The sequence below is a fragment of the Pedobacter sp. GSP4 genome (assembly GCF_051857575.1).
Taxonomy (GTDB): domain Bacteria; phylum Bacteroidota; class Bacteroidia; order Sphingobacteriales; family Sphingobacteriaceae; genus Pedobacter.
This window is the reverse complement of record NZ_JBPZIR010000001.1, coordinates 446,136-459,611: the sequence shown is the minus strand read 5'-3', so window position 1 is coordinate 459,611 and position 13,476 is coordinate 446,136. Positions and strand designations below refer to the sequence as shown.

Annotated in this window: 11 protein-coding genes; 6 read left to right on the top strand and 5 right to left on the bottom strand. The window is 41.0% G+C overall.

From position 1 onward, the window contains the following. Positions 1-17 precede the first annotated feature (17 nt). The 5 genes from vapB (at position 18) to msrA (ending at position 3,455) form a co-directional block, all read left to right on the top strand. Positions 18-260, top strand: coding sequence for a type II toxin-antitoxin system VapB family antitoxin (gene vapB, locus ACS5PU_RS01820; RefSeq protein WP_439457556.1), 243 nt, complete (start codon positions 18-20; stop codon positions 258-260). Beyond that, positions 260-649 carry a type II toxin-antitoxin system VapC family toxin gene (locus tag ACS5PU_RS01815; RefSeq protein ID WP_439457555.1) on the top strand — a complete coding sequence of 130 codons (390 nt, stop codon included), beginning with the start codon at positions 260-262 and terminating at the stop codon, positions 647-649. The genes vapB and ACS5PU_RS01815 overlap by 1 nt, the downstream gene beginning before the upstream one ends. Then, complete coding sequence (locus ACS5PU_RS01810) at positions 646-1,527, top strand: class I SAM-dependent methyltransferase (RefSeq protein WP_439457554.1); 882 nt, start codon at positions 646-648, stop codon at positions 1,525-1,527. The genes ACS5PU_RS01815 and ACS5PU_RS01810 overlap by 4 nt, the downstream gene beginning before the upstream one ends. Before the next feature lie 101 nt (positions 1,528-1,628). Further along, positions 1,629-2,678: a hypothetical protein gene (locus tag ACS5PU_RS01805; RefSeq protein WP_439457553.1), complete on the top strand. Its 1,050-nt coding sequence runs from the start codon at positions 1,629-1,631 to the stop codon at positions 2,676-2,678. A 234-nt stretch (positions 2,679-2,912) separates the two neighbouring features. Then, positions 2,913-3,455: a peptide-methionine (S)-S-oxide reductase MsrA gene (gene msrA, locus ACS5PU_RS01800; RefSeq protein WP_439457552.1), complete on the top strand. Its 543-nt coding sequence runs from the start codon at positions 2,913-2,915 to the stop codon at positions 3,453-3,455. Here msrA and ACS5PU_RS01795 read toward each other — a convergent pair whose 3' ends face one another. Together ACS5PU_RS01795 and pnuC are read right to left on the bottom strand one after the other, a co-directional pair. Next, on the bottom strand, positions 3,456-4,544 hold the full coding sequence (locus ACS5PU_RS01795) for an acyl-CoA dehydrogenase (RefSeq protein WP_439457551.1): 1,089 nt from the start codon (positions 4,542-4,544) through the stop codon (positions 3,456-3,458). A gap of 40 nt (positions 4,545-4,584) precedes the next feature. Next, on the bottom strand, positions 4,585-5,208 hold the full coding sequence (pnuC, locus tag ACS5PU_RS01790) for a nicotinamide riboside transporter PnuC (RefSeq protein ID WP_439457550.1): 624 nt from the start codon (positions 5,206-5,208) through the stop codon (positions 4,585-4,587). 439 nt (positions 5,209-5,647) lie between these two features. Here pnuC and ACS5PU_RS01785 point away from each other — a divergent pair, with 439 nt between their 5' ends. Next, positions 5,648-7,513, top strand: a complete 1,866-nt coding sequence (locus ACS5PU_RS01785; RefSeq protein ID WP_439457549.1) for a Xaa-Pro dipeptidyl-peptidase — start codon at positions 5,648-5,650, stop codon at positions 7,511-7,513. Positions 7,514-7,792: 279 nt separating this feature from the next. Here ACS5PU_RS01785 and ACS5PU_RS01780 read toward each other — a convergent pair whose 3' ends face one another. The 3 genes from ACS5PU_RS01780 to ACS5PU_RS01770 form a co-directional block, all read right to left on the bottom strand. Beyond that, positions 7,793-10,660, bottom strand: coding sequence for a DNA gyrase/topoisomerase IV subunit A (locus ACS5PU_RS01780; protein WP_439457548.1), 2,868 nt, complete (start codon positions 10,658-10,660; stop codon positions 7,793-7,795). Positions 10,661-10,899: 239 nt separating this feature from the next. Further along, positions 10,900-12,585 (bottom strand): PNGase F N-terminal domain-containing protein, encoded by a 1,686-nt coding sequence (locus tag ACS5PU_RS01775; RefSeq protein WP_439457547.1) that lies wholly within the window; start codon positions 12,583-12,585, stop codon positions 10,900-10,902. A 386-nt stretch (positions 12,586-12,971) separates the two neighbouring features. Further along, positions 12,972-13,460, bottom strand: a complete 489-nt coding sequence (locus tag ACS5PU_RS01770) for a cytidine deaminase (RefSeq protein WP_439457546.1) — start codon at positions 13,458-13,460, stop codon at positions 12,972-12,974. Positions 13,461-13,476: the final 16 nt, after the last annotated feature.

Sequence of the window (13,476 nt, the reverse complement as noted above, 5' to 3'; positions counted from 1 at the left end):
AATTGTTATATTTGGTTATGACAACGGCCACAAAAAATATCATTCACAAATTAGAAACCTTACCAGATAACATGGTAAACGAGGTAGAAGATTTTATTGATTTTTTAAAAGCCAAACATGCCAAAAGCTTTCCCAAATCGGGAAATGCCGAAAATAAAATTGTTGAAGAACCAAAAAGCTTGTACGGAGCAGCAAAAGGTCTATTTATCATCCCCAAAGATTTTAACGAACCATTAGATGATTTAAAAGATTATATGTGATGCGCCTTTTACTTGATACGCATATCTTTATTGCATTAATCAATGAAGACCATAATCTTGACCGATCAATAGTAAATCGCATTGTAGATTCCGAAAATGAAAAGTTTATAAGTATTGCCAGTTTATGGGAAATTATTATAAAACTTAATATAGGAAAACTCACTGTTACCAGGAACCTAGAAGAAATGTACGATGTAATAAACAATTTTGGAATTTCAGTATTGAATATCCAAAAACAACACCTCAGCAAATACCTCACATTGCCATTAATCCATAGAGATCCATTTGATAGAGTGATTATTTCACAAGCATTAGCAGAAAACCTAACGTTAATAACTGACGATCAATATATTATAAAATATCCAAATTTAATTTATTTAAATAAATGATACAATTACTTGCCCCCACCCACTGGAAAGATTACGAGCTGATAGACTGCGGGGATTTTGAAAAATTAGAACGTTTTGGAAATGTGGTACTCATCCGTCCTGAACCCCAGGCGGTATGGAAAAAAACACTATCCGAACAAGACTGGAAAAAAACAGCAAACATAAGCTTTAAGGGCCGTTCGGCTACTTCTGGTGAGTGGGTGAAGAAAAACCAATCTATTCCCGACCGTTGGCATGTAGCTTACAACAATAATGAAGTAGGCATAAAACTCCGTTTGGGCCTAACTTCTTTTAAACATGTAGGTGTATTCCCTGAACAGGCTGTAAACTGGGATTTTATTTCTTCATCAATCAAAAAATTTAAAACACCAAATCCAAAGGTGTTAAATCTATTCGCGTATACGGGCGCTGCATCTCTAATTGCAAACGCTGCCGGTGCCGAAACTACCCACGTAGATTCGATTAAACAGGTAGTTACCTGGGCAAACGAAAACCAGGAGCTTTCTGGCTTGAAAGATACCCGCTGGATGGTAGAAGATGCTTTGAAATTTGTGAAAAAGGAACTCAAAAGAGGTAAAAAATACAACGGCATTATTTTAGATCCACCTGCTTATGGCCATGGCCCTAATGGCGAAAAGTGGAAACTGGAAGACCACATACAGGAAATGATGCAGGATGTGGTACAATTGCTGGATGAAAAAGAGCACTTTTTGATCTTGAACACGTATTCGCTGGGGTTTTCTTCGGTAATTGTAGAAAACTTAATCCGCACATCGTTTCCAGCTGTAAAAAACCTCGAAACAGGCGAACTGTATTTGCAGGCTACATCTGGCATAAAATTGCCGCTGGGTGTTTTTGGTAAATTCTGTAATGTGTAAATGTTGATTACTTTATTTTAAACTACCACATTTCCACCCTATTTTCATCGCAAACAGATTCGGAAAAACTGTCAAAACTTTAATTATCTTTAACTATATCTATGAAATTTCCTCAATTAGCAGGCACACTAATACTAGGTTTTGCCGCAATCAGTCTGTTTGCCAACTGCAATTCTGACGGCAAGGGCAGCAACAGCATCGGTAAAATCTTCTCTTCTGATACTACCAAGAAAGCAACCGATTCGGCGGTAAACGTAATGAAGCCTGTTGATCCTAAATTATACGATTCGTTAACCAAAAAGCTGGCCAATGGCGATACTACCGGCAGATGGCCTGTTCAAAAACAGCCATACCCTTTGGCAGGAGCCATTTTGCCTTTTAAGCGTATTGTGGTTTATTATGGCAACCTACATTCTAAAAAAATGGGTGCGCTTGGCGAATATGCACCAAAAGAAATGTGGCAGCGTTTAAATGCTGAGGTTAAGCACTGGGAAAAGGCCGATCCTTCTACACCGGTACAGCCAGGCCTGCACTATATAGCTGCTGTTGCCAGCGGTACCCCTGGTAAAGATGGTAAATACATCAACAGGATGGGGAACAAACAAATTGATTCTGTTTTAAAAATTGCCAAAATGCAGCCCAATACAATCGTATTTTTAGATTTACAGGTTGCCTTAAGTAATATCAAGGCAGAATTACCGCACATAGAAAAATATTTACAGTTACCTTATGTGCATTTGGGTATCGACCCTGAGTTTTCGATGAAAGATGGTTCTTTACCGGGCAAGAAAATAGGAACCTATGATGCAGCAGATATCAACTACGTTTCTGGCTACCTGGCAGATATGGTAAAAAAGTATAACCTGCCTCCAAAAGTATTTACGGTACACCGTTTCACCAGGAAAATGGTGACCAATTATAAAAACATTAAACTGCGCCCTGAAGTACAAATTGTAATGCACATGGATGGATGGGGCGAACCAGATCTAAAAATCGGAACTTACCGCCACTTTATCCAAAGTGAGCCGGTACAGTTTACAGGATTTAAGTTATTTTACAAAAACGACTTAAAAAAGGCTCCTAATAGGTTAATGACTCCAGAAGAGCTACTAAAACTAACACCAAAACCGATATATATCCAATATCAATAAAATATCACCTAAATCCCGTAATAAAACTTACGGGATTTTTTGTTAAATATTTTTTAGAGCTAAAAATGCTTTATAATTGCTGTTTTACCTATTAACACTATATTGTTAAATCATAAACAGGAAAGCGTTAAAACTTATAAGAATAATCGATGTCTCCTCGCAATTAAATATCAGAAAATATCGTTTTTTTGATTGAGTTTAATAAATTAGAAAAGATTTTATAGCAGTTAGGATATGCAAACAGCAACATTTGGCGGAGGCTGCTTTTGGTGCACTGAAGCCGTATTTCAGTCGTTAAATGGCGTAAGCCAGGTTACATCGGGTTATATGGGAGGTGAATTGAAACACCCCACGTATATGGAAATATGTAACGGAAATACAGGACATGCAGAAGTAATTAAAATTAATTTCGATGAGGCGGTTATTTCTTATGAGGAGCTTTTGCTCATATTTTTTAAAACCCACAATCCAACTACCCCAAACCGGCAGGGCAACGATATAGGCACACAGTACCGCTCGGTAATTTTTTACGAAAACGATACCCAAAAGGCACAGGTTGATAAAATGATCGGTGATTTGACCCGCGATGCTGTTTTTGAAAAGCCTATAGTGACCGAAGTTACGCCAACAGCCGAGTTTTACGAAGCCGAAGATTACCATCAGAACTATTTTCATGACAACCAGAGCAAACCTTATTGTGCTTTTGTAATACAGCCAAAACTGAATAAATTTGCCACAGATTTTAAGAATAAGATTAAACCTGAGCTCTTGGAGTAATTAAATTTCGAAAGTAAGCAGTGCATGCTGGCTTGCAGTATGTATATCGCGCCAAACACGGTTAATTTCTGTCCCTTTCCTGGCCGCCTCTAAGCCACAATATGGAAATAATGTACTGGCAGCCCGCCAACAGGCATGAGCAAGTTTACGGCTAACTGAACTTACTTCAGTTAACTGATCTTCAGCAATTTTACCATCTTTTAGTAACTGATCCCAAGATTCATCAAATGCCGTATAAAAATTTTTACGCAGCTGTTTAATCTCTAGTTTACAACGGTTCAGTTCTTGGGTAAAAAACTTTACCTGCTCTTCGTTAAACCTGCGCAAACCAGTACGCGAATGGAATGATTTTTCGACCAGTTTAATAAAATGATTGGCCATGCCCAGGTTATTTACGGTTAAAGTAGTTTCGGCCAGCTGCAAAAAAGGATAATCAAATCCGGTATCGCCAACAGCAATATCCTCATTGATGGTGAAAGACCTGTTATGGGGCACTTTCAGATCTTTAACTTCAAAGGCATGACTTCCGGTAGCCACTAAACCAAAATACGACCAACCGGGCAAAATATTTACCTCTTCTTTTTTGAGGATAAACGATTTGACCTCTGGTTCGCCATTTTCTGCCAATATATCTGCTCCAGCTTCATCCTTCATTGTACAATTGGCTGTAAAAATGGTAGCATGCAATGCCCCACTGGCGTAGTTCCATTGGCCATTTACAAGATAGCCTTTATCGGTTTTAACCGCCACCCCACCAATTGCCCCACTCCCAGCGAAACAAACGGTTCTATCAGCAAAAATTTCGGCAGCAAGAGCAGGATCTAAAAACCCGGCAAACCAGCCAGCACCCGCGCAAAGCGTAACCGTCCAGCCCAAGCTCCCATCCGCTTCGGCCAGTTCTTCTTCCAATCTTAAAATTTCGGGTAGTTTTTTATTGGGACCGGCATATACAGCGGGCACAAAAAGCTTAAACCAATTTTCCTGATAGGCCAGCTCCAGCAATTCGGGATGGAGGGTACCCATTTCTTCCGAGTGTGCTGCAAACTCGGCCACTTTTTCCTGCCAGGTTATGGTTGCTTCTTGTATCATAAATATTTTAAATAACTGAACTCATCAGGCCAAATTTGATTTAAACAGCCAGATTAAGTTTGTTTTTGTTCACAATCTTTTTCCAATCTAAAAAGCCAAAAATTGCCACAACAAACAAAAATGTAGTTAAGCAGGCCATTAGCGGAAGTTTTTTGTGGAACAGCAATGGTATAGCGACAATATTGGAGATGTTGAGGAAAATCCAGTTCTCTATTTTACGTTTGGCCAACAACCACATCCCTGCCCATGCTGTTGAAGAAACAAATGCGTCGAACACAGGCACATCCGAATCGGTGTAATGCCTTAACACCAAATAAAGTATGCCAAAGCCGATAACCGAAATCAACACTGCAATGCCCAGTTCGTTGTTGCTCGACCATGATACCTGGTTTTCGCCATCCTGTTTTCTCTTTTTCCAGATTATCCAGCCATAAACACTCATTACCAGGTAATAAATACTTAAAAGTGTTTCGGCATATAGTTTTACATTTAACAATAAAAACATCGATAACAGGATGGATATTATGCCTGTAGGATAAAGCCAGATGCTATTTTTTTTGGCCAACAACACTTCTGAAACACCAAAACCTACCGCAAACCACTCAATTAAAGAAGTGTGTACAATCTGCTCTTGAAAAAGCTTAAACCAATCTTGAAAATCCATTTACAATATTTTGCCTTGCAGCTGATAAAAATAACTGAAAACTGTTTTCGGGGCGAAACAGCATGGTAAACTAACCTCTTCCTACGGCGGCATTACCCGCATCAGGTTCATTTAAGGTAGAAGGCCAGATGGTTGTAGGTGGAGGGGAAACCTTCAGCCTTTTACCTTTCTATCTTTTACCTCAAAATGGGTATAATCTCAGCAAATTGATGGCAACAGAAATTGCAACATCAAAAAGCACCCCTTTGAGCAAGGCAAATATACTAAAATATTAACCAGCGGCTATGCATTTATTTTGATACCTGAATTACAGCGTTATGGATGGGCACTGAAAAATTTAGCTGGGCTTAAAAATGCATTATGTTATCCTAATTAATTAATTTCGGATCGGCATGATTAAAAACACTTATCCATCTCAATTATCCTAAACCCCAAAACCATGATAAACCTTAAACTGCAAATAGGTAAATTACTACAGTTACCCGTTCTATTATCATTTACAGTGGCTTTTTCGGCCTTTGCACAAGAAAAAAACGAGGCCACAAAAACACTTCCTATATTTAAAGATGGTGAAGCACAGATTGTAACCTTATTTGATACTCCTGATAAATGGATCCGCACCGATTTATGGGTAGAAACATCATTTGACACCGATGGTGACGGAAAGCCAGACCGCATGCATGTTGATGTAACACGTCCTTACCAAACGGAAACAGAAGGATTAAAACTGCCGGTTATTTATGAATCGAGTCCTTATTACGCTGGCACGGCCGGAAATGACAAAGATGTTTTTTGGGATGTAAAACACGAACTCGGCGAAAAATCTGCGGTTCCCCGCGTACACCCAGAAGTGGTACGCACAGGTAAAAGACCAATCATTTCTAACTCTTTGATCAGAGAATGGGTAAAACGTGGATTTATTGTTGTACACTCCTCTTCACCAGGCACAGGACTCTCGCAGGGATCGCCCACAGTGGGTGGAATAAACGAATCGTTGGCACCAAAAGCCGTAATTGAATGGCTGAGCGGGAAAGATAATGGCTACACCACTGCCGATGGAAATGAAAAAGTTAAGGCTTACTGGAGCACCGGAAGCGTAGGAATGACAGGTACATCGTATAACGGAACTATCCCTGTAGCGGCGGCAACTACCGGCGTTGAAGGCTTAAAAGCAATTATTCCTATTGCGCCAAACACTTCATACTATCATTACTATCGCTCAAATGGCTTGGTAAGAAGCCCAGGTGGTTATTTAGGAGAAGATGTTGACGTTTTATACGATTATATACATAGCGGCGCTGAAGACAAAAGAGCTTATGCAAACCAGACCATTAGAGATGGGGAAATGGCAAAGGGAATGGATCGCATTACGGGTGATTATAACAACTTTTGGGCAGGCAGGGATTATCTAAATGCCATTAAACCTATGAAAGCCGCATTATTGATGTCGCACGGGTTTAACGATTGGAACGTAATGCCCGAGCACAGCTATCGGATTTACAAAGCAGCCGAGGCCAAAGGCTTACCTGTGCAGATTTACTATCACCAACAGGGCCATGGTGGTCCGCCACCGATGAAAATGATGAACAGGTGGTTTACCCGTTATTTATTTGGCATTGAAAACGGAGTTGAAAAAGAGCCCAAAGCATGGATTGTTAGAGAAAATGAACCCAATTCGAACCCAACGCCTTACGCCGACTATCCAAACCCTGATGCCAGTAATGTAAAACTTTACCTTGGTGCTGGCGGAAAGAGTTCTGGAAACCTGTACACGGCTAAGCAAAAGAAACAGCCCTTAGAAAAGTTGACAGATGATGTTTCTTTTTCGGGAAGTGATTTGGCAAAAGCCGAAAATTCAGACCACTGCCTGCTTTATGTAAGCCCGGTGTTAAAGGAAGCCGTTCATTTATCGGGATTAACCCAGTTTACGGTTAAATTGGCGAGCAATAAACCCTCAGCCAACTTTTCTGTCTGGTTGGTTGCCTTGCCGTGGACCGAAGGAAATAAAGTAAAATTAATGGATAATGTAATTACGCGTGGCTGGGCCGATCCTCAAAATAGCAAATCGCTAACAGAGAGTGCCGCTTTAAGCCCAGGAAAATTTTACGAGCTTAAATTTAATCTTCAGCCCGATGATCAGATTATACCAGCAGGAAAAAAAATTGCCCTTATGATTTTTTCAAGCGATAAAGAGTTTACACTTTGGCCAAAAGCGGGTACTGAACTTACTATTGATTTAAATGCAACAACCCTTACCCTACCAGTTGTTGGTGGCTTAAGCGCGTTCGAAAAAGCTATAAAATAACAGCATTGGTAAATAATTTGAACGATGAAGGTATTTCATGAGCTAGCTGTTTTGTAAAAATTACTTTTACTATTTCGTCATTGCAGGAACCTGTTCCGATTTATCGGAAAGGCTTTTTCAGCCCCCGATTTTCGCGGAAGCAATCTTAAAACAATCGCTACTAGCGTGTGTATTAAGATTGCTTCGTGCCTCGAAATGACGACTTTTTTTTAAAAGCACAACTAAAGCGGTCGTCACGCTGATACGACAGCTATCGTATAGAAATGACGATTACCTTATTTAAAACAATCCCAGTTGCCCTTTATCATCCATATCGATATCATCCGGATTGGTAATTTCGAAATCGATTGTTTTTGCAGGCTTTTCTTCCGTCACAGGTTTTTCTTCTGCTTTGGTTTCTTCCTTTTTAACCGGTTCTGGCTTTGCTTTTTCGGTTAAAGGCTTTTCTACCGGCTCCGGTTTTTCAACTTTGGCTGCCGGCTCCGTGCGTTCGAATTTAGGTTTGGTTTTTTCTGCCACGGGCTTTTCAGTTACTTCGGCAGCTTCTTGGGCCTCATCTGCAATATCTTCAGCGTTTATAGTTTCATCATCAGCCGGTCCATCTTCCGTTTCTTCTTCTCCAGTGGTTTCTTCAGGCTCCGGTTCTGCAATTTCGGGTTCTTCCAGCACAACTTTCTGAACATCGTGCGGAGATAGCCGGTTACCGTTCGCTTTTAGGCCTTTTACATCGATCAGCTCTGCCAGGGTTAAATCCAATGTTTCAGGAACCTGGGTTTTGCCTTTCAACACATCGACGATAATTTTGGCAGCCGGGTTAGCTGTTAAATGTACCAGTTTCGATTTTGGTTCTTCGCTGATGAAAATGGTTTTCCGGCCATTGGCCTGTAACTCGAACACAAAACGTTTGATAAAATAGTTCTGTGCCTTGCCATCAAAATGCACAGCTGCAAAAATCTTTTCGGGATCGAACTTTTGGATCAGGATCAGGCCATCATCAAAGTGGTTGCTCAGTTCGAACGAACTTAATTCATAGTAACCATCCTTGTGGACCTGCAAAATGCGGTCGTCGCCATCAAATTCGCCAAGGTATTTTCCGCGGCCATCTACATTTAGGCGTTTCAATAAATCGTCGTACCAGATTTTTAATCCTGATAAGGTAGAAACACCTTTACTTTTCAATACAATCTTTTTAACCGGATATTTTGAAACAATATTACCCTGCGAACCGCGGCCTTTAATGGCCACTTCGGCAAAATCAAGGTCAAACTGAAGCTTACGCAATTTGGAATGCGGTTTTAATGCCACATTTACAATTTCAGCTTCTCCGTTAGGGTTAGCGGTAAAATATAATACTTTTGAACCTTTAGATCCTTTGGTTAAATCGTACTCCTTATCGCGGGTTACCCCAACCACCGAAAACCTTTTAATGTAGGATGTTCCGCTGGCACCGTCTTTATAAACCATGTTATAAACGGTACGCTCATCGTTTTTCTTAAATACCTGTGCGTGTATAATATTCTTGCCCACAAAGGTTTTGTCGGCCACTTTGGTAATGATACATTTTCCATCCTCGCGGAAAACAATTACCTCGTCAATATCCGAACAATCGGCAACATGGATATCCTTCTTCAAGCCCGTACCAATAAAGCCATCTTCTTTATTCATGTATAGCTTTACGTTGGCCAAAGCCACTTTAGCAGCTTCTACACGGTCGAACAGGCGGATTTCGGTTTTACGCTCGCGGCCTTTTCCATATTTATCCTTTAGCCTCTGATACCAGGCAATGGCGTAATCGGTAAGGTGTTTTAAATGGTTTTTAACCACTTTAATCTCATCTTCCAGGTTTTTCATCTGCTCATCGGCCTTTTTCACATCAAAACGGGTGATGCTACTCATTGGCTTATCGATCAGTTTCTTAAAATCCTCTGGCAAAATTTCTCGGTAAAGCGAAGGTTTAAAAGGATCGAACAAAATATGTAAAACCTCAACAACGGTTTCGAAATTGCTCGAATTTTCGTATTCAGGATTTTTGTACATTCCTTCCTGAATAAATATTTTAAGTAAAGAGCTGAAGAAAATCTTCTCCTGCAACTCGTGCAGGCGTATTTCGAGCTCTTTTTTGAGCAGTGCCTTGGTGTGTTTTGTATTTTCGATCAGGATATCGTTCACACTTAAAAAGTGTGGTTTATCTCCTTGGATAATACATGTATTTGGAGAAATCGACACCTCGCAGGCAGTAAAGGCATAAAGTGCATCGATGGTTACATCTGGCGAAATGCCAGGAGCCAAATGCACCACAATTTCTACATTGGCCGCGGTATTATCTTCAATCTTCTTGATCTTGATCTTGCCTTTATCGTTTGCAGATAAAATGCTATCAATAACCGAACCCGTTGTGGTACTAAAAGGAACCTCGGTAATAACCAGGGTCTTTTTATCTTTCTCTGTAATTTTTGCCCGTACTCGGATTTTACCTCCACGCTGGCCTTCGTTGTAGTTCGAAAAATCGGCCATACCGCCCGTAAAAAAATCGGGCAATATATTCGGGCGTACACCCTGCAAAGCCTCTATCGAAGCATCCAACAGTTCGATAAAATTGTGCGGCATTACCTTGGTTGCCAAACCTACCGCAATACCTTCGGCACCTTGCGCCAACAGCAACGGGAATTTAACCGGTAGGGTAATCGGCTCGTTATTACGCCCATCGTAACTTAACTGCCATTCGGTAGTATCTGGATTAAATACCACTTCGTTGGCAAATTTAGATAAACGTGCCTCGATGTAACGTGGTGCCGCAGCACTATCGCCGGTAACCGGATCGCCCCAGTTACCCTGCATATCAATCAGTAAATCCTTTTGGCCAATCTGTACCATGGCATCGCCAATAGATGCATCACCGTGTGGGTGGTATTTCATGGTATTTCCGATTACGTTGGCCGCTTTATTAAAACGCCCGTCATCCATTTCCTTAAGCGAGTGCATAATGCGCCGCTGAACGGGTTTCAATCCATCGTTAATATGCGGAACGGCCCTATCGAGAATTACATAAGACGCATAATCGAGAAACCAGTTTTCGTATAAACCGTTAATTGGGGTTATGGTATGTTTGTGCTCTTCGTTTACGTTTTGATCTAATTCTTCACTCATTTATTTACAAAAATTGGCAGCCGTAAATATAATAAAAATGATTGCACAGAATGAAGAGAGGTTATTCACATTTCAATGCTGCGAAAGGTTAAATGGAAGTTGCGTCACCTCGACCGGCCCTCATAGCTACCGACAGCGAAGCGGAGAGATCTACCTCGGGATAGATTTCTCGACTCCGTTGCACCCGATAGCTATCGGGTTCGCTCGAAATGAAGATAGCTTTGGGAGATGACAAGAAATTACTCTACGCCCAGCAGCACCCCCGAAACATTCCAGGCGCTTGAGCTAGTGCCTTCTGGCTTGCCCATTGGGATGGTGACCTTGATGGTATGGCTGCCGGCTTTTAAATCGCCCAGACTGATCCAGTTGGGGTTGGTAACTGTGCCCGGGCACCAGTTCGACCGGCTTAAATCAGACGATGACAGGCCACTTTCAAAGTTACCAGAAGCTGGGTTAGACAGGCGGTACGAGCCACAATCCTGCCGCCAGGGCGTAAAAGCAAAAGCTTCTTTATCATCCAACCAGATGGTATTTTTGCGCGGCACAAACTCATCGCCATTGCCCCAGCCGCCATGCCCTGTTGTAATGTAGCGGAGTTTGGCATCCTTTAAATCTTTTGCCAAAATGAAAGAAACTTCGAGCCCTTTTTCACTGCTGAACATGGTGGCATATTCCTGTCCGGCCATTTCCATTACATTCGTCGAATTGAATAAAGGCAATATAACGGCCTTGTTATTTTCAGGTCTTCCGCCGTTATGGAGCGTAATGTTTAAAGAAACCTTATGACCGCCTTTATCATAGTTACCGATAAAAACGGCTACCCAAGCCTCTTTCCCGTTCACCAGCGGAAACAGTTCCGAAACATCCTGCCTATAGTAAACTTTCTCTGCCCAGTTTTTATCTTTCAGTTTTAAGGTGTTGTACTTACCCACACCAAAAGGGGTAAAAAAGCGCATTAGCTCAATTACCGGATTATAATTTGCAGTGGCCACAACGCCCTGATAGCTTTTGCCGTTACCATTATCGTAAACAGGAAGATCTTTAACCGATTTTTTTAAAGCATCGAGCAGGCTGATCGGTTTATCCGTAGGAATAATAAATACTGAACCTGTTCTATCGTAAGCATCGCCGTTTGATTGCTCAGTTACATCTACAAAAACATTCGGATTGGACTGAAATTCAGGAAATTTGATCTTCCTTGCGATAACTGTTCCTCCCGCATAGCGGAAAATAGAATCGTTTGATTGAGGTTTATCGGTAAAATTGATGATTTCGTTATTAAATATGTTCAAAGTTGTAAACCTACTTTTCCAAAGCTGGTCTTTGTATGTTAAGCCATCGGTAAGCTTATTCCCAATCTTTGCTAAATCAATAGGCTGTACTTTTTTAACTTCCTCAATTTTGGTCGCGGTAACGAAGCTATTGCTATTGCGTACCTGCTCTAAAACCAATCCGAGGTTTTGACCCAAAGTGGTTGGCGCAGCTTTAATGCCCGCATCGGTGGTATACCATAAATCTATACGGTTAGAGTTTACTACGGTTGTTGCCTTTTTACAGGTATAACCTAAAATAACCTTGGTTTCATTGCTAAATTCGAAGGTTTGCTTTCCAATTGCCGTACTATCGGCTGTGGCAATCTGCTTATCGCTATTTAAATCTGCAAGCTGAAATAAAATCAATTCCGGCTTGGTTACCATGCTCTGCTCAAACGGATATTTAGATTTATGATCAAGGATACTTGCATTGCTGATCAAATTCTGCTTTGCCAAAACCATTACAACCGTAGCATTTCTATCCTCCTTAGGTTTACCATCGGCCGAGCGGAAGTAAGTTATTTTATAATTGGCATTACCCTTCAGTAAACCCTGCCCTTGCAGGTTTAAACAGATCAGAAGAGAAAAAAGAAAGATGTAAAGGTGTTTCATTGTGGTTTAAAAAACCAAATATAGCTAAAAGTAGGAGGTCAGAGGCCCGAAGTGCGCAATAATCACCATCTCCGTGGGCTGTGCCACCACACACCACTATTAAACTTATTTATTTCAGTTTATGTGACTTAACGCCATAAACGATCGTGGGGACACAGACTATGCGTCAGCGCTGCAAAAACGAATATTTAACAGCTTAGGTGATCATCTCCGGGGTCTGTGTCACCACAGACCACTATAAAACTTATCTATTTTTTTTTGACCTCCTAGACATCTTAGCTCACCTTAGTTTTACATTTGGCGAATATTAAATCTAATACACAGCATGTTTTAGTGCTCTCTTTTCATGGCAAGAGCCACAATAGCTAATAAAATTGCGGAAGGTCTTATCGCTCCAACCTGTCTTCAACAAAAGCAAAAGGCAATAAACTCTTCACGCTCGACACCTTCAAAACCTCACCATTTAAACAATAAAAAAGCACTTCTATCGGTGATTTCTGCTTGCGCTCAAATTCGGCCATTACCTGCAAACAGCCCCCACATGATGTAACAGGGCTTAAAATTTCAAAATTATCGGTCTGAGCCGTAATGGCCATGCTCTCAATTACTGCATTTGGATGACTGGCCCCAATGCTAAAAAGCGCCACACGCTCTGCACAAAGACCCGATGGATAGGCCAGGTTCTCCTGGTTACTGCCCAAAATGGTTTCGCCTGATGCCAAACGGATAGCTGTACCCACCCTAAACTGAGAATATGGTGAATAAGAACTGGATAAGGCCTGCTCAGCCTGCCCGCAAAGTATACGGTCTTTATCCATTAATTCTTCAATACCCGTGTATTGTTCAAAAGATATATTTAGATTTATTGAGTTCATTCTTAATTGTTTTAAA